This window comes from Streptomyces sp. NPDC052299 (assembly GCF_040679335.1).
Taxonomy (GTDB): Bacteria; Actinomycetota; Actinomycetes; order Streptomycetales; family Streptomycetaceae; genus Streptomyces.
Genome location: NZ_JBFAUP010000015.1, coordinates 124,541 through 147,347, shown reverse-complemented (window position 1 = coordinate 147,347; position 22,807 = coordinate 124,541). Strand labels below are relative to the sequence as shown.

At 70.8% G+C, this 22,807-nt stretch carries 21 protein-coding genes; 10 read left to right on the top strand and 11 right to left on the bottom strand.

Going from position 1 to position 22,807, the window contains the following annotated elements:
• The first annotated feature begins 4 nt into the window (after positions 1-4).
• Together AB0L33_RS24935 and AB0L33_RS24930 are read left to right on the top strand one after the other, a co-directional pair.
• Positions 5-1,306, top strand: a complete 1,302-nt coding sequence (locus AB0L33_RS24935; RefSeq protein WP_365684915.1) for an extracellular solute-binding protein — start codon at positions 5-7, stop codon at positions 1,304-1,306.
• A gap of 150 nt (positions 1,307-1,456) precedes the next feature.
• Entirely contained in the window at positions 1,457-2,761 is a 1,305-nt protein-coding gene (locus AB0L33_RS24930) for a BNR-4 repeat-containing protein (protein ID WP_365684913.1), read from the top strand.
• 8 nt (positions 2,762-2,769) lie between these two features.
• On the opposite strand, the gene AB0L33_RS24925 is transcribed toward AB0L33_RS24930, so the two are convergent.
• From AB0L33_RS24925 to AB0L33_RS24910, 4 genes are all read right to left on the bottom strand, one after another.
• Positions 2,770-3,297 carry a peptidylprolyl isomerase gene (locus tag AB0L33_RS24925; protein WP_365684911.1) on the bottom strand — a complete coding sequence of 176 codons (528 nt, stop codon included), beginning with the start codon at positions 3,295-3,297 and terminating at the stop codon, positions 2,770-2,772.
• Positions 3,298-3,592: 295 nt separating this feature from the next.
• On the bottom strand, positions 3,593-4,357 hold the full coding sequence (locus AB0L33_RS24920; RefSeq protein WP_365684909.1) for a class I SAM-dependent methyltransferase: 765 nt from the start codon (positions 4,355-4,357) through the stop codon (positions 3,593-3,595).
• 87 nt (positions 4,358-4,444) lie between these two features.
• Positions 4,445-5,695, bottom strand: a complete 1,251-nt coding sequence (locus AB0L33_RS24915; protein WP_365684907.1) for a YcaO-like family protein — start codon at positions 5,693-5,695, stop codon at positions 4,445-4,447.
• Positions 5,692-6,675: an HEXXH motif-containing putative peptide modification protein gene (locus AB0L33_RS24910; protein ID WP_365684905.1), complete on the bottom strand. Its 984-nt coding sequence runs from the start codon at positions 6,673-6,675 to the stop codon at positions 5,692-5,694. Before AB0L33_RS24910 ends, AB0L33_RS24915 begins: the two co-directional genes overlap by 4 nt.
• Positions 6,676-7,311: 636 nt before the next feature.
• On the opposite strand from AB0L33_RS24910, the gene AB0L33_RS24905 reads away from it, so the two are divergent.
• The gene (locus AB0L33_RS24905) at positions 7,312-7,731 is read left to right on the top strand and encodes a hypothetical protein (RefSeq protein WP_365684903.1); all 420 of its coding nucleotides are present in this window, start codon (positions 7,312-7,314) and stop codon (positions 7,729-7,731) included.
• Between the two features lie 131 nt (positions 7,732-7,862).
• On the opposite strand, the gene AB0L33_RS24900 is transcribed toward AB0L33_RS24905, so the two are convergent.
• Positions 7,863-9,251, bottom strand: a complete 1,389-nt coding sequence (locus AB0L33_RS24900; RefSeq protein WP_365684901.1) for a M64 family metallopeptidase — start codon at positions 9,249-9,251, stop codon at positions 7,863-7,865.
• Between the two features lie 361 nt (positions 9,252-9,612).
• Here AB0L33_RS24900 and AB0L33_RS24895 point away from each other — a divergent pair, with 361 nt between their 5' ends.
• Positions 9,613-11,016 (top strand): helix-turn-helix domain-containing protein, encoded by a 1,404-nt coding sequence (locus AB0L33_RS24895; RefSeq protein ID WP_365684899.1) that lies wholly within the window; start codon positions 9,613-9,615, stop codon positions 11,014-11,016.
• A 7-nt stretch (positions 11,017-11,023) separates the two neighbouring features.
• On the opposite strand, the gene AB0L33_RS24890 is transcribed toward AB0L33_RS24895, so the two are convergent.
• The gene (locus AB0L33_RS24890) at positions 11,024-11,923 is read right to left on the bottom strand and encodes a helix-turn-helix transcriptional regulator (RefSeq protein WP_365684897.1); all 900 of its coding nucleotides are present in this window, start codon (positions 11,921-11,923) and stop codon (positions 11,024-11,026) included.
• A gap of 158 nt (positions 11,924-12,081) precedes the next feature.
• Here AB0L33_RS24890 and AB0L33_RS24885 point away from each other — a divergent pair, with 158 nt between their 5' ends.
• Positions 12,082-12,864 carry an SDR family oxidoreductase gene (locus AB0L33_RS24885; RefSeq protein WP_365684895.1) on the top strand — a complete coding sequence of 261 codons (783 nt, stop codon included), beginning with the start codon at positions 12,082-12,084 and terminating at the stop codon, positions 12,862-12,864.
• Positions 12,865-12,912: 48 nt separating this feature from the next.
• Positions 12,913-13,143, top strand: coding sequence for a 4-oxalocrotonate tautomerase family protein (locus AB0L33_RS24880; protein WP_365684893.1), 231 nt, complete (start codon positions 12,913-12,915; stop codon positions 13,141-13,143).
• Between the two features lie 195 nt (positions 13,144-13,338).
• Here the strand turns inward: AB0L33_RS24880 and AB0L33_RS24875 are convergent, their stop codons facing one another.
• Positions 13,339-14,763: an MFS transporter gene (locus AB0L33_RS24875; protein WP_365684891.1), complete on the bottom strand. Its 1,425-nt coding sequence runs from the start codon at positions 14,761-14,763 to the stop codon at positions 13,339-13,341.
• 91 nt (positions 14,764-14,854) lie between these two features.
• Between AB0L33_RS24875 and AB0L33_RS24870 the strand changes: the two genes are divergently transcribed.
• Positions 14,855-15,772 carry a LysR family transcriptional regulator gene (locus AB0L33_RS24870; protein ID WP_365684889.1) on the top strand — a complete coding sequence of 306 codons (918 nt, stop codon included), beginning with the start codon at positions 14,855-14,857 and terminating at the stop codon, positions 15,770-15,772.
• 94 nt (positions 15,773-15,866) lie between these two features.
• On the opposite strand, the gene AB0L33_RS24865 is transcribed toward AB0L33_RS24870, so the two are convergent.
• Positions 15,867-16,448, bottom strand: coding sequence for a hypothetical protein (locus AB0L33_RS24865; RefSeq protein WP_365684887.1), 582 nt, complete (start codon positions 16,446-16,448; stop codon positions 15,867-15,869).
• A gap of 129 nt (positions 16,449-16,577) precedes the next feature.
• A complete protein-coding gene (locus AB0L33_RS24860; protein ID WP_365684885.1) occupies positions 16,578-16,916 on the bottom strand; it encodes a hypothetical protein in 339 nt (112 codons plus the stop codon).
• A gap of 422 nt (positions 16,917-17,338) precedes the next feature.
• Between AB0L33_RS24860 and AB0L33_RS24855 the strand changes: the two genes are divergently transcribed.
• The gene (locus tag AB0L33_RS24855) at positions 17,339-17,680 is read left to right on the top strand and encodes a hypothetical protein (protein ID WP_365684883.1); all 342 of its coding nucleotides are present in this window, start codon (positions 17,339-17,341) and stop codon (positions 17,678-17,680) included.
• Between the two features lie 289 nt (positions 17,681-17,969).
• Here AB0L33_RS24855 and AB0L33_RS24850 read toward each other — a convergent pair whose 3' ends face one another.
• Positions 17,970-18,935, bottom strand: coding sequence for a WYL domain-containing protein (locus AB0L33_RS24850; RefSeq protein ID WP_365684881.1), 966 nt, complete (start codon positions 18,933-18,935; stop codon positions 17,970-17,972).
• A gap of 92 nt (positions 18,936-19,027) precedes the next feature.
• Between AB0L33_RS24850 and AB0L33_RS24845 the strand changes: the two genes are divergently transcribed.
• Positions 19,028-19,393 carry a VOC family protein gene (locus AB0L33_RS24845; protein WP_365684879.1) on the top strand — a complete coding sequence of 122 codons (366 nt, stop codon included), beginning with the start codon at positions 19,028-19,030 and terminating at the stop codon, positions 19,391-19,393.
• A gap of 74 nt (positions 19,394-19,467) precedes the next feature.
• Here the strand turns inward: AB0L33_RS24845 and AB0L33_RS24840 are convergent, their stop codons facing one another.
• A complete protein-coding gene (locus AB0L33_RS24840) occupies positions 19,468-20,487 on the bottom strand; it encodes a LacI family DNA-binding transcriptional regulator (protein ID WP_365684877.1) in 1,020 nt (339 codons plus the stop codon).
• Positions 20,488-20,776: 289 nt separating this feature from the next.
• On the opposite strand from AB0L33_RS24840, the gene AB0L33_RS24835 reads away from it, so the two are divergent.
• Entirely contained in the window at positions 20,777-22,753 is a 1,977-nt protein-coding gene (locus tag AB0L33_RS24835) for a beta-L-arabinofuranosidase domain-containing protein (RefSeq protein WP_365684875.1), read from the top strand.
• Positions 22,754-22,807: the final 54 nt, after the last annotated feature.

The window sequence follows — 22,807 nt, the reverse complement described above, 5'->3', positions numbered from 1 at the left end:
GATCATGACCACCTCTGGCATCAGCCGGCGCGGCGCGCTGCGCATGTTCGGTATCGGCGCGCTCGGTGCAGCGGGCGCCGGTGTGCTCGGCGCCTGTGCGCCGTCCGGCGCCGGATCCACGTCCAACGGCGGCGACCCGAAGTCCAAGAACTTCGACTTCACCTCCTGGTCGCTCAACGAGGAAGCCGCCAAGCCCTCGATCGAGAAGATCATCGCGGCATGGGAGAAGGCCGAGAAGTCGAAGATCCGCGCGGTCTCGTACCCGTACAACGAGTACCTGAGCCAGCTCACCCTGAAGCTGGGCGGCGGGGAGACGACGGGCGCCGTGCACCTCGACATCGCCTGGCTCGCCGCGATGGCACAGATGGGCAAACTGGCCGACCTCGGATCGGTGGCCGTCAAGGGCGGTTACACGGAGGTGGCGCTGAAGAGCGGCATGTACGAAGGCAAGCAGTACGGGCTGCCGTGGAACACCGGATCGATCGGCGTGATCGCCAACTCCCAGCTCCTGGAGAAGGCCGGGATCAAGAAGCACCCCACCACCATCGAGGAGTTCGAGGCAGCGCTGCGCGAGCTGAAGGGACTCGGCGGGGGAGTCGTGCCGTACGCCGCCGCCACCAAGGTGGCGCAGCTCAAGGACATCTTCCCGTGGATGCAGACCTTCGGCTGCAAGCTGTTCGACGGCGAGAAGGTCACGATAGGCGACGACGCCTCGGTCGACGCGGTCACCTGGTACAAGAAGCTGCACGACGAGAAACTGATCGCCGCCGACGTGGACCGCTTCGACGCCCGCGCCCTCTTCGGGCAGGGCAAGGCCGCCTTCTACGACGACGCGATCATCGGTAAGGGCGTGACCTCCGCCCAGTCGAAGGACAAGTCGCTGGCCGACGCCATGCAGCCGATGGAGCGACCGGTGATCAAGGCCGGGGACACACCGCAGGCGCTGCTGTGGGGCGGCGTGATCGCGATCGTGCAGGGCAAGGGGCAGGAAGCGGCGACGGAGTTCGCGCTGCACACCACCACCGACCGGGCCACCACGTCCGAATACTTCGCCGCGCGCGCACTGCCGCCGTCCACCACCGCCGGCCTGGCCGCTCCCGAGGTCGCCAAGGACACCTTCACCACGGAGTGGACCGAGAAGATCACCAAGACCGCCACCGGCAGCCCGTTCTGGCAGTTCGCGCAGAACGCCCAGATCGAGGAGGCCGTCGCCAAGCAGGTACAGGCCGTCCTCGTCGGCACGTCGAAGCCGAAGGACGCGATGAAGCGGGCCGGCGAGGAGGCCGCCGCGCTCATCAAGCGCTGAGCCGAAGGCCGTGGCCCCGGCCCGGCGAGCGCCGCACGCCTCGCCGGGCCCCGCTCCGTACCCCACCCCGCACGACGACCGCGCCGACGGGCCTCCGGGCCACCGCCTGCCGCGTCACCTCCCACGCCCGCACCCGCGAAGGAGCTCATCTTGCGACGCCCCACGGTACGTATCCACACCGCCGCGACCGCGGCCCTCGCCGCTCTCCTCCTGCCCGCACCGGCCGCTACGGCCGACACCGCGCAGACCGCCGAAGCCGCGGCGACGGTGGTCGAAAAGGTCCCGTACGCGATGGATACGTCGAACCAGGCCGCCTGGTGGACGCCGGTCGCCACGTACAAGGGCCGCGGGCAGTACACGTACTTCGCCTTCAACGAGCCGGGCTCGACGGCCGCGACGCACCGGCCCGCCATCGCGCGGCGCGACCCGGACGGGGTCTGGAGCCGGCTGCCGCTGCTGAACAGGGACGGACAGCAGGCCGAATTCCCCGACGACAACGGCCACAACCAGCCGTCCGTGGCCCGTGACGGCAGCGGGCGCCTGCACGTCTTCACCTCGATGCACGCCGACCCCTGGCGCTACTTCCGCACCGAGGCTCCCGGCGGAAACGTCACCGACCACGCGTCCGAACTGCCCGACCAGGGTGAGGGCATCACCTACCCGGTCGTCACCACCGCCCCCAACGGCGACCTGTATCTGGCCGCCCGGGTCGGTACCGGCTCCGACCAGCGCCCCGGCAAGCTGTACCGCTGGGACAACGCCAACTCCCACTGGAGCGTCGTGGCGACCTTCGCGAGTGCGCTGTACCGCTCCGTGTACCCCGACGACCTCACGGTGGACGCGTCCGGGCGCGTGCACCTCCTCTACGAGTGGGCGAAGGCGCCGGCGACCGCGTTCCGCCACCAACTCTCGTACCTGTCCTACGACCCGTCCACCGGTGCCTTCGCGGACAGCACGGACAAGACCGTCACCACCCCGGTCACGCCCGCCACCTCCGACGTCATCCAGAACCTCACCGCGGGCGAGGAGTGGAGCGTGGACAACGCGTACACCGGCCCCGCGGTCCAGAGCGCCAAGCTCACCCTCGACGGCTCCACCCCGAAGGTCGCCTACCGCTACCGCTCGGCGGACAGCGGCGGCCAGTTCCGGGTGTACTACGCCTACCCGAGCGGCAGCGGCTGGGTCGGCAAGACCGTGTACGCCGGAGGACAGACCGCGGCCGCCCTCGGCATCACCTGGGACGAGACGGACACCAAGCGGGTCTACTACGTGACCACCTCGGGCACCGACCGGGTGTTCGCGGCGACCCAGTCGGCGGACGGGACGTGGACCGCGCAGTCGGCCGCGCCGGGGGTGAGCGCCGACCGGCTGGCGGTGCGACGGGATTCGGACGGCCGCGATGTGCTGTACCTGCCGGATGTCGCTCACAACGCCTTGTACTACGCGACGCGCTGAGGCGTCCTTCACGGATGCTGGTGGGCAGGCCGCACGTTGCGCAGTTCGGTCCTCAGTACGGGCGTGCCGTCGACGGGTGCCGGGTCCTCCGCGGTCGGCTCGATTCCGCCGGCAGCGATCTTGTCGAGCGTTTTCAGCCCGGCAGCGCCGACCGTGCCGAACACCGTGTAGTCCGGCCGCAGTACGGAGTCGCCGTAGACGACGAAGAACTGCGAACCGTTCGTGTTCGGCCCGGCATTGGCCATCGCCAGCAGGCCGCGCCCGTAAATGCGCCGGGCACCGGTCGGATCGCTCGGCGCCTGCGGCAGGTCCACCGGCAGTTCGTCCTTGTACGCGTACCCCGGCCCACCCTCGCCGGTGCCGGTCGGGTCGCCGCACTGCAGGACCTTCAGCGTCGGATACGCCGTCAGCCGATGACACACCGTACGGTCGTAGAACCGGTGCCGTGCCAGGTGCACGAAGCTCTGGACCGTGCACGGCGCCTGCCTCCGGTCCAGACGCAGGGGCAGCGGCCCCTGGCTGGTCGGGACGGCCATGTCGACCGTTCCGCGACCGGGGGTGTGCCGCGGGTCGGGCGGCAGGGGCACAGGTCGCGCCGCCGGCTCTTCCGGTGTCTCGGAGTACTGACAAGGACCGTGCGTGGTTCGCGGCGGGGCTTCGGAAGCGGAGGCGGTGACGCCGCCCCCGGACACGACCAGCGTCAATGCGGCCAGCGCGGTCATGAGACTTCGGTTCATCCTGCACACCCTTCAAAAGAACGTCAGGTTTCGGAGCGGTCGCAGTCTAGGGCGTGGCCCCCGGGTTGTGCCTGCGGGCAGGAGATTCGACGGGTCATGCGGGTCGTTCGTAGACGGACACGTGGTGACTGCTGGAGTCGGTCAATGGCCGTCCCGACCACCCGCCAGTACGCCGTACGAAGCGCAGGCCCGCCAGTTCGGCCAGCAGGTCGAGTTCGCCGGGGGTGAAGTACCGGAAGGAAACGCGCACGTGACGCATCCGGCCGTCGTCGAGGACCGCGTAGTCGGAGGTGTACTGCTGGAGGGCGGGGTGCAGCGTGCGGGTGCGGAGCACGAAGCCTTCGCCGGGCGTGGCCACCGGCTGGGTGCCGGTGCCGCGGGTGGCGAGCGCTTCGGGCAGATGGGCGTCGAGCGCGAGCCGCCCGCCGGGCCTCAGCCGCTGGGCGACGGAGACGAGACAGCGGCGCTGCGCGTCCTGGGTGTCGAGTTCGGCGAAGGTGCCGCCGGCCGCGTACACAAGGGCGTACCGTCCGACATCCGACGGCTCCGGGGACGCGGTGAAGTCGCCGAGGGTGACCCGCACCGCGCTGCCGCCGGGCTTCGCGTGCAGTTGGGCGGTCATGTCGGGGGAGGCGTCGAGCCCTTCGACGGTGAGGCCGAGCGAGGCGAGCGGCAGGGCCACCCGGCCGGTGCCGCTGCCCAGTTCGAGCAGGGGGCCGGGCGGGCCCTCCTTGGCGAGGGCCGCCAGGAAGCCGACGGTGGATTCGGTGTTCGACGCGGCGAACCAGTCGTCGTACCGGTGGGCGAATGAGGCGGCGTAGGAGGGCTGTACCGGCGTGTCGTACGGGGACGCGGACATGAAGTCCTCCCGGTGCGGGCGGGTGCGGGCAGGGCAGGGAGCTGTGTTCGTCGACGGTCCGCGGCGCGAAGACGCCCGCAGGGGTGGTCAGCCGAAGGGATGGGGAGGCACTCCCGGTGCCGGGCGGGCGTGCAGGGGCGATGTTCCGGGGGCGATCAGCCGGACGACGGCCAGGTCCGCGTCCATCGGGGGACCCGCGCGACATTCGACGGCGATCACTTCGCGTCCGGTGTGTGCGGCGAGGAGAGCGACCGGGTCTGGATCTCGGGCGGCCCCGCCAGTCGATACAGGGGCAAGGGGCTCGCGGAGAGCGGTGGCCGGCCCTGCCCAGCGCGTCAAGGCGTCCTGGGCGTGGAAGGCCCACAGCGCGTGGTCCAGTTCGGTGCGTGGGACGCGGGTGTGCGACAGACGCTCCCAGGCACGTACGGCCACCGGCGTGGACATGCTCCAGCGCACCATCAGCGCTTCCCAGCAGGCCCGTGCCACCGCCTCGGGAAGATCGTCGGCGGGGCCGCAGCGGGCCCCGTACGTCTGACGCGTGCGGTCGGGCTCGTGGACGCAGACTGCCACGGCCACGGTGCCTGGCGGGGCGGGCAGTGCGAGCGCGGTGGCCTGCAGGTTCTCGTGATCGAGCAGGCTTCGCAGGTCACCCGCACCGGTTGCCAAAACGCCGCGGGCGTCGAACGGGATGGGCGGATGGCGTTGCGGATCGCACCAGCTGCGGCGCACCAGGTCCCGTTCGAAAATCTCCCAGGCGGCATGCGCCGCAGCGGCGTCCGGGCCCCGGTGCGCGGCGACGCCGGTGGACCCGGCCCGGTGGGTGACCGCACAACCGGGCGGCGGCCGGTGCTGGAGGAACGCGGCCCCCGCCGGTATCCAGACGTCGTCCCCGGAGCCCGTTGCCCGCCCCCGGCACCAGAGCTGCCGCACCTCACGCGCGGCGGTCCGGCCGGGTGGTGCCAGGAGGGCGGGGCCGGCGTCCGGATCGGCGGGATCGGAGGCAGGGACTCCGGCCCGGCGCAGCTCGGACCAGGTGCTGACGCGGACCTGGCCGCCGGCCGACAGCGGCCGCGGGGGACCGGCTTCCGCCTCGGCCTCCGCGGCCCGTCCGGCGAGTACGTTGCCCATGCGTTCCATGAGTTCGCCCCGGGCGCGCAGTCCGACATCGGACGCGGTGCCGCCGGCAGCGCTGCCGATCAGGACGGGAGCGCCACCGGCGGCGCCGGTCGGGTTGAAGGACTTCGACCGGGCGGCGACGCGGGCCAGCAGCGCGCCAGGGGTGTGCGGCCAGGGAGCGAAGACCTCCGGAGTCCAGGCTGCCGGCGTCGGGACGCTCACGCACGGCCTCCCCGCAGCCCTGCGGTGCGCGCTTCGCTCCGCCCGGCTTCCTCCGCCAGCAGGTCGGCCGCCTGGGCATGTACGGCTTCACCGGCAGGCGTCAGAGCGGCGCGGTGGCGGCCGAGCGTGTCGACGCCGTCGAACGCCTTCTGCAGCAAGCGGGTCCGGCGGTCTGCCACCGCCTCCCGCTCAGAATCCGACAGCGGCGCACGCTGGTGGATCAGCCGGTGCAGGAGCGTTTGGCGGACCAGGACGACCATCTGCTGGAAGAGCCCGGTCAACGGCCGGGGGTCCGGCCGCAGCGGGGTCATGACGCGGTGCCGGGGGTCAGTGGCCGGTACGAGGAACGGGGTACTGAACGCGGCGGCGTTGCAGCGGGTGTGGGTGCCTTCGTGGCTCAGGGCGTCGGCCAGCCGGATCCAGCCGGGCAGACCGTCGCGCCCCGCGGACAGGCGGGCTCTGTTGACGAAGACGGCACCGTGCGTGGTGAAGTCGGTGAATCCGCTGATGGCCCGCCCGTCCAGCAGGACGATCTGGCTCACGCTCTCCCGCAGTTCGGCCAGCATCGCCGGCCACACCTGGTCCAGCCGCTCGACGGCCTCGGTCAGTACGGCGGCCTCCTCGGGCCCCCAGCCCCGGACGACGGCGCCCGGCCCGTCCGTGCCCGTCGTCCGCAGTCCTCGCGGCAACGAACCGAGTGCCCGCCCGACCGCTGAGGTGAGGTGGGGCGCCGGGCGTGCGAGATCGACCGCCCAGAGACCGACGGCCTTGTGGGGTGCGGGAACGGCTGGCAGGTCGTTGCCGGCCGAGGCCGCGCTTTCCACCGCGGCGGACACTGGCAGCGGTTCCGCGCCGGCCCGGTGGGCGGCGGCCTTGCGGGCGGGATGGCGCGGAGGCGGAAGGGGCCCGATGCCCCCGGCCCTGTCCAGCACCGCGTCCGTGGCGTGCCAGAGGGCGTCCTCGGCCCGACGTGCGGCCACGGCATCTGGGGTCACAAGCACGTTCCGGCCTCCGGCGGGGTTGGTCGTGGAAGGTGCGTGGCGGACGGACCGCCACGCACCCCGGTGCTGCTGCGCGGACGGACCGACTGCTTCAGTCGTCGTCGCCGATGTCGACCATCAGGCCGAACTCGGGCAGTTCCTCGGTGACCTGCTCGATCTCCGGCTGTTCCATGGGATCCACTCCTTCGATGGGTTCGTCCGGTGGACGGCTCTCGCCGCCGGTCGGCCAAGGGGCTACCCAGCGGCCACCGCGCTCAACAACAGGGAAGCGGGAAGCAGCCGCAAACCCGCCACTGTCGCCAGCACCTGTTTTCCGCACCACCCTGCCGAAAAGTGCTGAAGTCTGTCCGGAAGGCATGGCGGTCAGTGGCGGATGAGACAACGGGGGCACGGGTGGGATGCGTGCCAGGTGCCGTGACCGCCGTCGATCCCCACTCCGGCGGAAGAAAGTGTCCTGATGCTCACCGTATTGCCGGGGTGTGTCGTCGGCCGGCAGGTCGGGGCGACACGGGGTACAACGAGTGCGGCTCCTGTTCCAGGGGCCGGGGTGTGCCCGTCGAAGGTGATGCCCTCCGGGGCGGACGCGGACCCGCTATGCGAAGAAAGGCAGGCGCGATGGCCGACAACGTACCGGGAGCGGCCCGGGGGCCGCGGTGGCATGAGCGGCCGCCGGGGATGGACGACGCGACGGTGGAGGCGCTGGGGCTGCTGTCCCAGGCTTGGGAGACCACGCAGCGGGCCCGCGGGCGCCTGTACGACTTCCACCAACTGACCGGCGGCGCGGACAAGACGGTGGGCGAGGCGGTGCGCCGGCTGCGGGAGGCCGGACACGACGAACAGGCCGACCTGGTCGAGCGCGAGGTCCAGGGCACCGATGTCCTGCCGGGCATGTGGACGTACCAGATCGTCGAAGCGTACGACGACGGGTACCACCGGCGCTTCACCGAAGTGGAACGCCAGGTGCGCGATGCCCTGAGCGGCGGCCGCGACCACCTGGCCGAAGCGGAGATGAAGCAGCGCCGCGAGACGACCTGACGCCTGGCGCTCCGATGAGGCCGGCCGCGGACGCGGCCCGCCCGCGGCGCGGCAGAGCTGTAGCGAACCCGCTGGACGCCGACGAGGTCTGCCGCTGTCCGCGTGCGGAGGCGACGCGCGGCTCCAGGCGGTCAGTGCCGCGGGCCGGGCCGGGGGACCGGCTTCTGGTGGGCGGCGGGCGACGCGGAGACGTTCCAGGTCAGCCGGTCGGTGGCCTCGGCGCGGACCTTGGGGTCGCGGATCGACGTGGTGGTGTCCACCGACTCGACGGTGACGGTGTGTTTCCTGCCGTCGGCGGGCACGCCGAGCGTGGCGGGCACAGCGGCGGTGAGGCCCTGGGCCCGCTTCACCCGGACCCCGTCGACGTACCAGCGCAGCTGCGGGGCGGCGAGCCCGGTGAGCGCGGCCTGCGTGACCGTGATCCGGTCCTTCCTGCCGATGGTGGTCCCGGTGGCGACGTCGCTGCTCAGAGCGTTGGCCTCGCGGTAGAACCCGGCGATCATGGCCTCGCGTCCGGGCAGGTTGAATTCGTTGATGTTGAGAGCTCGCATGATCGAGTTCTGCGTCGGGCGGTAGGTCCCGAACGGGTAGTAGCTGCTGCCCTCGTACGTGCCGACGGTGCCGCCCGTGGGGTCGTTCTCGCCGAGCCAGCGGTACCACTTGCTCCGGCTGTTCGCCATCCGTGCGGCGGTGAGGATGCTGGAGTTGGGCTCGGTGAACTCGCCGCCGGTCCAGGTGCCGTAGCCCTCGTACGTGTACTCGTCCGCGAGCAGGCCGACCGAGTGGGCGATCTCGTGCGTGGCGATCATGCTCGACTGCGCGTTGTCCGAAGAGAGGGTCGAGACGCCGTCGAAGGGGTATCCGGACTCCTCCAGCCCGGAGTATCCGGCGCCGCCGTACTTGGTGGAATGGGAGACGACGACGACCAGGTCGGCGTCGGGCGCCTTCTCGGCGTACGCGGCGACCTTGTCGATGTCGGCGCAGATCAGCCGCTCGGTCTGGGAGCACCAGAAATAGCTGCCGAGCGCGGTGTTCCTGGTGACGTCGGCAGTGGGGTCCCCCGTGATCCCGGACTCGGCGGACACCGCGTCCACGGTCCAGACGTTCATCAGGCCCTTGTAGCTCGCGTAGGGCTCGATGGCGGTGATGTCCGCCCACTTGGCGGCTGCGGCCGTGTGGAAGGCGTCCTGCTCGTCGGCGGTGTAGCCGTCGCCGATGATCACGACGTCCAGCCGGTCGTCGGAGGAGCCGGTCACGGCCAGCGGTGCGACCTCGCCGTCCGTCGTCGCCGCCGGCGCCGCGCTCCTGAGCGCGGCGCTCGCGTCTGGCGTTCCGTAGGAGAGCGGGACTTCGGTCCGGCGGCCCTCGCCACCCGGTTCGGGGAAGTACTCGACGCTGACGTTCGGCGTCTGCGTGGACTCCTCCGGGTCCACGGCCGCGGCGGACGCGGCGAGCGCCGCCCCGAGCACGGCCGCGAGCGCGACGCCGGTGGATATGGCAGCAGTTCTCTTTGTGTGCATGTCAATCCTTGCTCTGGTGTCCAGGCGATGGCGAACCGCGTTGCCGGGCCGGCGGGGTGCCCGAACGGGCGGCCTCCCGCACCTGCACAAAATTAAATCCTCTGTTCAATGTGCTTGAGTCGGCGTTTAACTTAGGGTGCGGTCGGAAGCCGCGCAACGGGCGAGCGGACGGTCGGCAGGTTGCTTTTTGATAACTGGCGGCCAGTGCAATCGCCAACAGGGCTTGCCCCGTTGGGCTCCGGCGGGGACCGGCGTGTGTGGGACCATGCGACGTGCCACCGGCAGGAGCCGCATCGTTCGTCCGGAGCGGTGCGCCGGTACGCACGAGGGCCGGGGACTCCGGTGGACGAGAGGGGGCGCCATGGCCCAGGCCGATGGGGCGGGGACTGGCATCGACGGGACGACCCGCGCCGGGGGGCCGGGAGACCCCGTGACGATCGGTCGACGGGTGAAGCGGATGCGCAAGGAACGCGGGCTGACGCAGCGGCAGCTGGCCGAGCCCGAGTACACCGCCGCGTACGTCTCGACCCTGGAGGCCGGCAAGGTGCGGCCATCGGAGGCGGCGCTGCGGCATATCGCCGATCGGCTCGGGGTCGCCGAGGAGGAACTGGCCACGGGCCGGCCCACCCATCTCGCCGCCGAACTGCGCATGCGGCTCACCGAAGCGCAGCGGGTACTGGCGATCGCGGACGCCGCAGACGCACGGGCCGTCTACGAGCAGGTTCTCGGACAGGCCGACGAGTACCGGCTCACCGAGGAACGCGGAGCCGCCCTCACCGGTCTGGGGGAGTGCGCGCTGGAGACGGGCGATCTGGCCGAAGCCCTCACCCGGTTCGAGGCGGCCGAACAGGCGCTGGCCGGCGAACCACTGCCTGTACGCGCGCGTGCGGTCCGGGGAAGAGCGGTCGCCCACTACCTGGCCGGCGAACTCCGTTACGCCTGCTACCTGCTCGAGAACGCGATCGACGAGCTGAACACCTCGGGGCTGCACGATCCGGGAGCTCTGCTCCAGTTGTACACGGCCTCGATCGCCCCCTACATGGACATGGGCGCCCACGCCCGGGCGGCGCAGGCAGCCGAACTCGCGCTCGCTCTGGTGCCCCAGGTGTCCGACCCCGCTCTCGTCGCGGGCATGCACCGCACCGTGGCCCGCACCCTGATCGCCGAAGGCAGGGTCGATGCGGCCCAGATCTCACTGACGCGAGCCGCCGAGCTCTACGAACAGCTCCAGATGCGGACCGAACTTGCCCACTGCCACTGGATGCGGGGCTATGTCTGCGCGCAGGACGGTGACCTCCGTCAAGCGGAGGAAGCGCTGCGGACCGCGCGCTCCATGCTGGTCTCCAAGCGTGCGGCGCTGTACGTCTCACAGGTGGAGGTCGAGCTCGCCGACGTGCTGCGCAGGAGCGGGAAGACGGAGGAGGCCGCGGAGCTGCTCGGGAACCTTCTGGCAGGTCTCCAGCACGGGCGTGGCGCGTTGCACGCGGCCGGAGCCCACCGACTGCTCGGGCTGATCGCGGAGGGCGCCGACGACATCGAGTCCGCCGAGCGGCACTACGCCACCGCGCTCTCCCTGCTCGAACAGACCGGCGCCGCCGGCGACCTCGCCGACATCTGCCGGCTCCTCGGCGACCTGATGCGTCGCGAGGGCCGCACCGAGGAGGCACTGAACGCGTACCGGACCGGCCTCGGACACCGGTCCGAGCCCGGGACCACCACGCTCGGCCCCGCCCCCGCCCGCCCGCCTTTCACCCCCTGGACCTGACCCCCGCTCAAGCGGAGCTCGTCGCGGGCAAGCTCCCCGGTGCCGCCGTGTCCTCCGCGACGTACGGGTCCTGAGCTCCCGCCACCGACAGCAGTTCCAGTTGCTCGGCGCCCCGGCTCCCGGGCGGGGCCGTGAACCACAGCAGGCGTTGACGTCCGTCTTCGCTGAGAAGGCTGTAACAGTCGAGTTCGATGACGCCGAGCACGGGGTGGACGATCCTCTTGTGGTCCATGCGGCGCACCGCGACATCATGGGTGTCCCAGAGGACTGCGAACTCATCGCTGCGGCGGCGCAGCACGGCGATCATCTCCGTGACCTCCGTGTTCCGGCCGCGCCTGGCGGCCGCCGCCCGGAGGTCGGCCACGAAGACCCGGGAGTGCTGCGGGTGGTCCTCGGGCGGGTAGATCTCACGCGCCCGGGAGTCGGTGAACCAGCGGTACACGAGGCTCGCTGCCGGGCCGCGGAGTGCCGGGGACCTGCCGAGCAGGGCGAGGGCCAGATCGTTCTGCGCCAGGGTTTCGTGGAGGTCGGTGATGACACGCGCGGGGGTGTTGGACAGCCGGTCCAGGAGTCCGAGGAGCGCGGGCTGCGCGTGTGCCGATGGGGCGTGTGCGGACGAGGGAACCAGCCGTTCGGCCAGGTGGAACAGATGGTCGCGCTCGTCGCCGTTCAGGCGCAGGGCACGGGCGAGGGCGACCAGAGTCTGCGTCGAGGGCTGCACTCCGTTTTTCGCGCTGCCGCGTTCCAGCTCGGTGTAGTAGTCGACTGACAGCCCTGCCAGCTGCGCGACTTCCTCACGGCGCAGTCCGGGGACGCGCCGACGCGGGCCTTGGGGGAGACCGACGTCGGCGGGGCGGATGCGGTCGCGGCGCGTCCTGAGGAAAGCGCCCAGTTCTGGAAGGTTCACCCCTTCATGGTCGCTCTTGCGCCGGAGCGCAGCCAGGGGGTGGCATCCCCTGGGTGGACGCAGCCCTGGCTGGGGCCGGGCGGCCGGCCGATCGTGGAGGACGCAGCGGGGCGACGGCAGAGCCGCGGCCCGCGCCCCACCCAGCACAGGAGCCAGCTATGCCTCGCCCCACTTCCCCCGCCGGGACCACCACCTCGGCACAACTCTCCGCCTCACCCCGGGTCGCGATCGTCACCGGCGGCTCGCGCGGCATCGGCCGCCGGACCGTCGGCCGGCTCGCCGCCGAGGGGTACGCCGTCGTGGTCGGTTATGCCGGCGAGCAGGACGAGGCCGAAGCCGCCGTTGCGGAGGCCGTCGCCTGCGGGGGCCGGGCCGTCGCCATACGCGCGGACGTCGCCGACGATCGCGCAGTGGCGGCCTTGTTCGACGCGGCCGAAGCGGAGTTCGGCGGCGCCGACGTCGTCGTGCACGCGGCCGGGCGGATGCACCTGGCGCCGATCACCGAGCTGGACCTGGCCGTCCTGGACGACCTGCACCGCACCAACATCCGCGGCACGTTCGTCGTCGTCCAGCAGGCCGCCCGCCGGCTGCGCCCCGGCGGCGCGATCGTGACGTTCTCCACGTCCGTGGTGGGGCTGGCCTTTCCGGGATACGGCGCGTACGCCGCCAGTAAGGGCGCGGTCGAGGCGCTGACGCTGATCCTGGCCCGGGAACTGCGGGGCCGGGACGTCACCGCCAACACCGTCGCCCCCGGCCCCACGGCCACCGACCTGTTCCTGGACGGCAAGGACGAGGAGACCATCGCCCGCCTGGCCGCCCAACCCCCGCTGGAGCGCCTCGGGACTCCGGCCGACATTGCCGAGGTCGTCGCGTTTCTGGCCTCCCCGGCCGGCCACTGGATCAACGGACAGGTCCTCCGCGCCAACGGCGGAATCATCTGAACCACCTGCAGCCACCCCTCCACCGATCTGAGAAAAGGAACATCAACCATGCCCTTCGCGAACTTCAAGGTCCCCGAGAAGACCCTCACTCCGAAGCAGAAGGAGGAGATCGTCACGCGCACCACTGAGCTGTATGTCGAGATCTACGGCGAGCGTGCCCGCAACAACACCATGGTTCTGGTGGAAGAGGTCGCCGACGGCGGCTGGGGCATCTCCGGCAACGTGCTGAACCTCGCCATGCTCGGCGATGCGACGCCGGCCGGCGGCAGCGACTCCTGACCGACCGGCCGACCTTGGGCCAGGACACCGCTGTCGCGGTCGGCGCACCGCCCGGCGAACGCCGCCGGGGCGGACGGCCTCGGGCCGTCTCGACCCGGCGGCGTTTCGCTTCGTCCGGAGAACCCCAGGGCATGCCGAGAGCCGTCGCTCGACCGTCTCGCGGCGGGGTAGCGACGCAACCGATGCGATGAGGGTTCATCCCCGTTCCTTCGCGGTGGCCCGGGCGACGAGCAGGACCGCGAGGAGGCCGATGCCGAGCAGAATCCAGCCCGCCGTCGACAGCACGGCGATGGTGCCGAGCACCGCGACGCCCAGGGCCGCGCCCGCCTGCCGGATGCCGTTGAGCGCTCCCTGACTGGTGGCGACGTACTCGGGCGGGGCCGACATGGCCATCGCGGCCGCGGCGCCGGGGATGGAGAGAGTGCCCGTAGCGGCCAGCGCCAGCTCGACCACGACGATCAGCGTCAGCGACGGGGTGCTGCCGGTGGCGAGGACGAGCAGCGCGCCCGAGACCGCACACGCCGACATACCTGCGAGCAACACCGGGCGCGGCCCGAACCGGGCCACCAGGCGGCCGGTGAAGAACGGCATGACGCACACCGGGAAGGCGATCGGCAGGGACGCCAGGCCCGCCTTGAACGAGGTGAGCGCGTAGGTGTGCTGAAGCCACACGGCGAACATGTACATACCGCCGAAGTACGCGAAGCACGAGACCGCCGCAGCCGCCATGGCCGCCCGGACCCGGGGCAGGGCGAGCAGCGCGGGCGGCAGCACGGGGGAGGCGACGCGGCGCTCGACGCGTGCGAGGACGGCGAAGACGAGCGCGGCAACGGCGAGCGGGACCAGGACGCGGGCCGAACCCCAGCCGGCGATGCCCGCCTCGACCAAACCGAACGTCAGCACACCCAGCCCCGCGGTGGACAGCAGCAGACCGAGGCGGTCCAGCCCACCCGCCGTACGCGCAGGAGGCACCGGCAGACGGCGGGCCAGCAACAGCGCGGCGAGCGCGAGGGGAGGATTGACGAGGAACACCAGGCGCCAGCCGCCCAGTTCGACCAGGCCGCCGCCGAGCACCGGACCGACCGCCGCGCCGAGGCCGCTCAACGCGGTCCACGCGCCGATGGCCCTGGTGCGCCGCGCCTGGCCCGGGTTGCCATGGATCAGCAGGGCGAGCGAGGCAGGCACCAGGCCCGCGCCCGCGGCACCGAGCAGGGCCCGGCCAACGATCAGGGTGCCGACGTCGGGGGCGAGGGCGCACAGCACGGACAGCAGGGCGAAGGCGGCGAGCGAAGCCGCGTAGACGCGGCGCGCGCCCCATCTGTCGGCGATGACTCCTCCGGCCGGCAGGAGCCCGGCGAAGACGACGGTGTAGGCGTCCACGGCCCAGGGCAGGGCGGCGGCCGAGGGGTGCAGGGAGCTCTGGAGGTCGGGCACGGCGACGTTGAGGATCGTCGTGTCGAGCAGGACGAGCAGGTTTCCGGCCGCAATGCCCGCGAAGGTGAGGCGTCGGCAGGCCGTGGAGGGGGCGGGTACATGGTCCACCGCCGGAGCGGGGCATTCCGTGGCGGGAGGGGCGGTGACGGGGAGTTCCGTGGTGGGGGCCACGCTGTCGGTACGCATGGGGACACCGTGTCCCGGAAGGCCGGTGGGCCGCGACGCCGCAAGCCCGATGCCCTCATCGGACAATCCGATGGGCCGATATGCTGTCGTGGTGGACACTCGCTATTTGCGCGCTTTTGTCGCGGTCGCCGACCAGGGTGGGATTTCCGCCGCCGCCCAGTGGCTCGGCTACGCCCAGTCCAGTGTCAGCGCCCAGTTGAAGCGGCTGGAGTCCGGCCTGGCAACGAACGTCCTGGTTCGCGGAAGCAAGGGCGCGACACTCACCGAGGCCGGCCGGCGGCTCCTTCCGCTCGCGCGCGAGGCGCTGGAGCTGGAGGAGCGCATGCGGCGGGCCGCGCTCGGCGAGCGGCCCCGGTTGCGGGTCGGCGCCCAGGAGTCGCTTGCGCACGCCTGGATGCCGGATGTGCTGGCCGCGCTGGAGTACGGTGCCGCGGGGCCCGACGCCGGCGCCGACGTCGATCTGACGGTGGGCGTGCGCAGCCGGCTGGACCGGGCCTTCGAGGCGGGCGAACTGGACCTGGTGTTCCAGTACGACAGCGGGCGCCGCGCGCTCGGCCCCCACACCGTCGTGGGCCACGACAACACGGTTCTCGTCGCCGCGCCGAGCCATCCGTTGGCCCGGCAGCAGGTGTGCACGCCCGAGCAGATGCTCGCGTACGAGTTCCTGGTCTCCGAGCCCGGCTGCACCTCGGAGATGCTGGTGGACCGCTTCGGCAGGGATCTGCTGGCGGGTGCCCAGCTCACCATGGTGACCGGGTCGCTCTCCGCGCTGTTGCGGCTGACCGGACACGGGCGCGGGGTCTCGCTGCTGCCCGAACTCGCGGTCACGCGCGAGCTGGAAAGCGGCGAGCTGGTGGAGTTGCGGCTGACCGAAAGCCTGCGACCGGTCAGCATCGTGGCCCACTGGCACCCGCGCCTCGGTCTCGCCGAGCGGCCGCTGCGCGCGCTGCTGGACATAGCCCGCCGGGCCGACCCCCTCCCGGAGACCACTCGACGGATGGCCTCCTGAATACGGCAGGAGCGGTCGCGTTCATGGACGCGCCCGCCTTCGAGCTGCCTCGACAGGGGAGGGCACGTCACGGAAGTGCCGGTGCACCGGGGATCTACGCCAGGAAGTCCTGGATCAGGTCGGCCGGGTTGGCAGCCTTTGTGGCCTCCTCCTCCCAGCCCGGACAGTCCATGTCGAATATGACCACGGGCAGTGGGCGGCCGAAGACCCTCTCTATGGTGCCGCTCGAGTGGAGGTATCGGGCGAGGTCGATCACGGCGTCGTTGAAGTGGAGTTCGAGGAGCTCGGACTTGGCGCTGAGCTTCTCGTCCTCCAGCATCCGGTCGAGATCGAACTCGCCGTCGTACCACATGCCGAGCCTCCTGGTCTCCTCCTCGTACAGCGGGCCGCCGACCGGGTCCTCGGGCACGTTGCCGAGCCTGTCGAAGCCCTCAAGGATCCAGAAGGCATAGTTCCAGCGCACCTCCCAGGGGTCGGCGTCCCCGAGCATCCCCTTCTGGTACTGACTCTCCGTGTTGTAGCCGATGTCCACGTACGGGCGGCGGTTGTCGGCGTCGATGCGCCAAATGTTGAGGGCCAGGACGTACACCTCGTGCTTCAGGTGCTCGGGGATGCACTCCAGGATCCCGATGGTGGCCTGCCGTAGATGCGCCTGGAAAGTCTTGCGTTCTGTCATAGCGACAGCATCTCAGCCCTGCTGGACCTGGTCCTGAACACCGTCAGGCTACGGAACCGGTCGCCGATCGCGGTGACATGGAGGCAGCACGAACCGAAGCGTCCGCCGAGACGGGGGAGGCGGGACGGTTCAAGAGGGGAGGGCGTCTCCGGGAAAGCCGTGGCACGGCTGAACCTCGCAACGCATCATCCCGGCTCGCACGCAAGGGTCCCCGGCCATGATCTCCGCGGCCTCGTCAACCGGCACGGTCATAATCGCGATACCGGCCAAGGAGTCGGAGGCGACCGGGCACAGGATCGCGATCACCCCCTCCGCGCGCAGTGAGACCATGCGTCGCTGGTGTTCGAGCTCGATGGCGTCCGCCCCGTCCGGGGTCCGTTCCGGCTCCCACTGGAGGAGCACCAGGCTGTAGGGCTTCGCGGTCGCGGCCAGAGCCCGGATCTGTTCGTCAGTCACGGGTGTGCTCATGCTGCCTCTCATTCTCGGTGTTCTCGTGTGCCGGCGCCGACCGATCTCGGCCGATGGTCCCGGCCGGTGAAGCTTGACATCCCCAACGCTGCGGCAGCGACCGGCCCACCGGCGGCTCGTTCCACTTTGACTACGTACGCTCCCACCGTCCGTAGGCGGAGGTCATTTCGAACGCGGCGTGCCGCAACGAGAGGCCCTCGCTCACCGTGTCCTCGCGCAGCCGCTTGCTCAGCGGGTCCGCCCGGCCCCAGCGGGATCACCCGATTGGAACGTTCCCTTCGGCGGTGAGAGTCGTTGGGGAGTCCGGAACCCCGTGAACGACACGAGCGCACAACCCACCGCCGTTCTTGTACAGCTCAGGCCTCAACTGTCCTGTCAGCTCAGGGGGAGCCGGCGGTGGGCATGGCCACAGGAGGTAGGGAATGCGCTCTTTGCTGGAGAACTTCTTCGACACGATGGACGAGCTGCACGTCGACTTCCGCCGCCGCCTGGAGCGCATCGAGCGGGAGGCATGGCCCGGGCCGGTGCCGAGCATCAGCCCCGAAGGCGAGCACACTTCACCCGCGGACAAGTTTGAGGAGATCCGGTATCCGCTCGGGTTGCGATCCCTCTGGACGGACGTGCACGTGCCGGCCGAATCCTTGAAAAGCAGTGAGCAGAAAGGGTTCGCCGATCCGGCCGCTCCCCGATCCGAAGAATTGCTGCACGCAGGAACGATCGTCCGCGTGATGAAGCGACAGGAAGGAACGATTCGTCGCGATTGAATCCGGACCACATGGTCAGCATTTCCGTACGTCATGAGGAATCCAGATACTTTGACGAAGCTCATCGCAACCGTGCTGTTCGCCGCTGCATTCGTTCTGGGTACGGCAATGGCCGCCCCATCGGATGTGACCGATGCCGCCGCCCACCTCGTGAACGAGGCCCCCTGAGCCCGTAGAGGGCCCCGCACGGATACGCCCGGGTCCTGCCGTGCCACCGGCGCGGCAGGACCGGTGGCCGCGGCCGTGGTGCGGGAGTCGGCGCGTAACCGCCAGCCGTCGGTGTTGCGGGTCAGGGCGTTGGTGGCGCCGCGTAGTGCCGGGCGAGGTCCGTGGCGAGGTCGCGGAGGTGGGCCCTGGCTTCGGCAGGGCCGTGCACCGTGATGCTGCTCCCGAAGGGCAGCAGTGTTCGCACGTCCTCCAGACGCAGGAAGCGGATCGTCACCCTGTGGCCGGAGGCGGATTCCTCGGCTTCGTCCTGGACCAATCGTTGGCCGAGGACCCGCCGCGCTCGCTCGATCTGGGTCCGGTCGATGGTGGCACTGACCTCCACCACATGTCCGTGCTCCCACCGCTCGACGAGGGCTGCGGCGACGGTGGCCAGGGTCTCGTTCACGCGGAGCCGTCGCGGTTGGTCGACTTCCTTCCACGTGGTGATCCGTTCGAGACGGTACATCCGTGGCGCTCGGGCACAGTCGGCGACGAGGTACCAGACGCCTGCCTTGGCGAACAGCCCGTAGGGATCGACGACCAGGGCGCGCGGGCATGACTCGCGTGTGCTGTCGTACTCGATCCACAGCCGGCGACCTCGCCGCACCGGGACGATCAGCGAAGCCGGAGTCGGGCCGGAAGCCGGTTCCCGGAGCCAGTGACGGCTGTCCACGTGGACTACGTCGGTGAGCGGCAGGAGCCCGTCCGTTCGCTGTCGCTGTGCGGCGGCGATCTTGGAGAGCGCGCGCCGGCTCTCCACCGATGCGTCGAGCTCCGCACGTTGTTTCTCGTCCAGGCCGGCGAGCGAGAGATGGTCACGCTCTCCGGGCGTGAGTCGCGTGAGGTCGAGCCCGGATCCGGGCAGCATGGTCACGCCTCCGAGGCGGCCTCGTTGCGCGGTCACCGGGAGGCCGGCCTCGCGGAGCCAGTTCAGATCCCGGGTGACGGTTCGAAGGGACACCCCGAGCGCCGAGGCGAGTTCCTGTGTGGTCACGGCATCCCTCGATGCCAGGAGCAGCATCAGGGCGAAGAAACGGTCTGGGGTCACACACAAAGCCTTTCGGAAACTGCGACATCATGCGGCGCATATCCCGGCCAGGCTGGCGGCTGCGTACCCACGAACTGCCGGAAGGAAGAACCATGACCACATCCGTCGTGACCATCGTCTACGTGAACGACGCTCGTGCCGCAGCACGCTTCTACGGCGACCTGCTCGGCATGAGCCCTTCGTTCGAGACTCGGAGGTACATCACCTTCGCCCTCGGTCCGGGCGCTGACCTCGCTGTGTGGTCCGGGCGGCTCGACGACCTGTCGGCGGACGTCCCGCGCACCAGTGAAATTTGTCTGGCCAGCAACGAGGGGCCCCACGCGATCAAGGCCATCTTCGAGCAGTGGCAGTCCAAGGGCGTCACGATCCTGCAGGAGCCACACGATGCGGGATTCGGGCTGACCTTCCTCGCGGCCGATCCTGACGGGAACCGTATCCGTGTCGCACCACGGGGCTGAAGGCCGCGACGCGGCAGGCAGGGCAGCCGACAGTCCGTGACGTCGTCGACCGGTGGGTTTTCCTTCTCGACCGGTCAGGTGGATTCACGGACCACCAGCTGACACGGAACCGTGTGCACGCCCGGGGTGGGCTTGGAGTTGATGGCTTCCAGGAGTCGCAGGGCGGCCTGTCGGCCGATCTCGGTGAGGTTGGTGTCGATCGTCGTCAGGGGCGGGCGGCTGGCCAGCGCCATGGTGTCCCAGTTGTCGTAGCCCACGACGGCGACCCGGTCCGGGACGCTCACGCCATTCTCCCGCAACGCGTCCGTCACGCCCCGGGCGATCTGGTCATTGCCGCAGAAGAACGCGTCCGTTTCCGGGGCGGTGCGCAGCACGGCGTCGACGGCTCGCCGGCCCCATGCCTCGCTCCACTCGCCGAAGTGAACGCGGCCGGTGGCCGGCTCCAGCCCGGCGGCTTCGAGCAGGTCCACGGTGTGCCGGGCCCGGTTCTGCGCGGCGGCGTGATGGGCCGGTCCCGTGACGTGCGCGATGCGGGTGCGCCCGGTGGCGAGCAGGTGCTCGACCGCCAGGGTCACCCCGCTCGCCTCGTCGGAGACGACGGACATGTCCGCGGGATCGGTCGAGGGAGACAGAGCGTAGACCGTCGGGGTCGGCTGCACCCCCTTCAGCGGTGCGCGCGGGTCGGTGCGCCGACCGGTCACGATGATGCCATCGACCCGGCGGTTCGTCAGGTTGCGCAGATGATGCTGCTCGCGGATGACGTCGCCGCGCGTGTCACAGAGCAGCACGGAGATCTCGCCCGCGCCGAGCGCGTCCTCCGCGCCGAGCAGGACGGGGGTACTGAAGCGCCCGATGCCGTCGGTCGTCATCAGGCCGACCGTCCAGCTGCGGCCGGTGTGCAGACCCTGCGCCTGCGGGTTCGGCCTGAAGTCGAGCGTGGCGACGGCGTCCAGGACCCGCTGGCGGGTCTCGGGGCGCATCCTGCCGCTGCCGCTCAGGGCTTTGGAGGCCGTCCCGACGCTCACGCCCGCGAGCCGGGCGACATCGGCGAGCTTCGCCCGCTCGACTGGAGTGGAACCTGCTTCTGCGGTCACGCGCAAACCTTTTCCTGTCGGACGTCGGACACCGCATCCTGGCATCGCCGGCCTCTCCAGGCCAGCCTTCGTCAGGCTCAAAGATACTTCGGTCATCCCCCTTGACTCCACCCCGAGGGCTTCCTAGGTTTCCGCTAGAAAAACGATTGCTCAAACTTGCTCCAGGCGAGTCCGTTGGCCCCCCGAGCCCATCCGCCCGGCCCGCCACGACCCGTCGACCGGTGTCCGGCACGTCTGCATCCACAGCGGGCCGGACACCCTCTTCCTCGTCTACTTCTTCCGGAGAGTCATGCCCCGCCCTGGTTCAGCCGTGCCGCCGTCGCCCTCGCTCCCTCCCGGACAGAACAGCGTCCCCGCGGGTCCCGTCCGTCCCGGCCCGGGTGCGAGCGCCGCCCTCGTTCCCGCCGCCGCCGAGATCCGTGCCGGTTTCTGGCACAGCCGACGCGATGTGAACGCCCGCACGTCGATACCGCAGGGTCCCGAGCTCCTCGAGTCCGCGGGGAATCTGAGCAACCTGCGGATCGTGGCGGGTACCGCCGATGGTGCGTTCCGGGGCGGTTACCCCTTCGTCGACACGGACGTCTACAAGTGGCTGGAAGCCGCGTCGTGGCAGCTCGGCCAGCGACGACAGGACCACGACCGGCTCGCTGCCGACGTCGAACGCATCGTCTCCCTGGTCGCCGAGGCCCAGCAGCCCGACGGCTACCTGAACACCTGGTTCCAGCTCCTGAAGGGAGGCGAACGGTACAAGGACCTGCGCTGGGGGCACGAGCTGTACTGCGCAGGACATCTGATCCAGGCCGCGGTGGCACACCACCGCAGCACCGGTCGTCGCGAACTCCTCGACGTCGCAGTCAAGTTCGCCGACCACATCGACTCCGTCTTCGGCCCGCCCGGCAGCGGCAGGCCCATCGACGGCATCGACGCTCACCCCGAGGTCGAGACCGCCCTCGTCGAGCTGTACCGCGAGACCGGTGAACGCCGCTACCTCGACCTCGCCGGCTACTTCGTCGACCGCTTCGGCCACGGACTGCTCGGCGGCGAGGCGTACTGCCAGGACCGGGTCCCCGTACGCGAGGCCACGAACGTGGAGGGCCACGCCGTCCGCCAGCTGTATCTGCTGGCCGCGGCCACCGACCTGGCGACCGAGACGGGCGACGCCGAACTCCGCGCCGCCGCCGAGCGGTTGTGGGACGCCATGACCCGCACGAAGACGCACATCACCGGCGGACTCGGCGCCCACCACGACGAGGAGGACTTCGGCGACCCCTTCGAGCTGCCGAACGAGCGCGCCTACTGCGAGACCTGCGCCGCCATCGCCTCCATCCAGTGGAGCTGGCGGATGGCCCTGCTCACCGGCGAGGCCCGCTACGGCGACCTCATCGAACGCACCCTCTACAACGGCTTCCTGGCCGGCGTCTCCCTGGACGGCGAACGCTGGTTGTACGTCAACCCGCTCCAGGTCCGCGACGGCCACACCGACACGGGCGGCGACCAGTCCGCCCGTCGCACCCGCTGGTTCCGCTGCGCCTGCTGCCCGCCGAACGCGATGCGGCTGCTGGCCTCCCTGGAGCACTACCTCGCCTCCGGCGACGAGGACGGCCTCCAGATCCACCAGTACGTCACCGGCCGCGTCACCGCGGACGTCGGCGGCACCCCCGTCGTGGCGCGGGTCGAGACCGAGTACCCGTGGCAGGGCACGATCGCCGTCACCGTCGACGAGGCCCCGGCCGACCGCCCCTGGACTCTCTCGCTGCGGATCCCGCGGTGGTGCTCCGACTACCGAGTGCGCTGTGGCAGCACCACGTACGACGCGACGAACGCTCCCGTCAGGGACGGATGGCTGCGCCTTGAGCGCACCTGGGCCCCCGGAGACCACGTCGTCCTCGACCTCTCCCTGGGACCACGGCTGACGACGGCGGACCCGCGGGCGGACGCGGTGCGTGGTTGCGTCGCGATCGAGCGCGGGCCCCTCGTGTACTGCCTGGAAGGCGTCGACCACCCCGGCGGGGGACTGGACGACATCGTCGTCGACCCGACCCGGCCGCTCGCCGTCGAGCACCGCCCCGAACTGCTCGGTGGCGTCACCACGATCGTCGCCGCCGGGCGACGTCGGCCCGACGAGGACAGGGGCTGGTGGCCGTACGCGGACGCCGTGGCGGACTCCGGACAGAGCGGCGACCCCCTCGAACTCACCGCCATTCCCTATTACGCCTGGGCCAATCGCCAGGACGGCCCCATGCGCGTATGGCTCCCCACGTTCTGACCCCCTGCCTTCGGGCTTCGGCATGTCCTGAACCCCCTCCATGCCGCTCCTCCC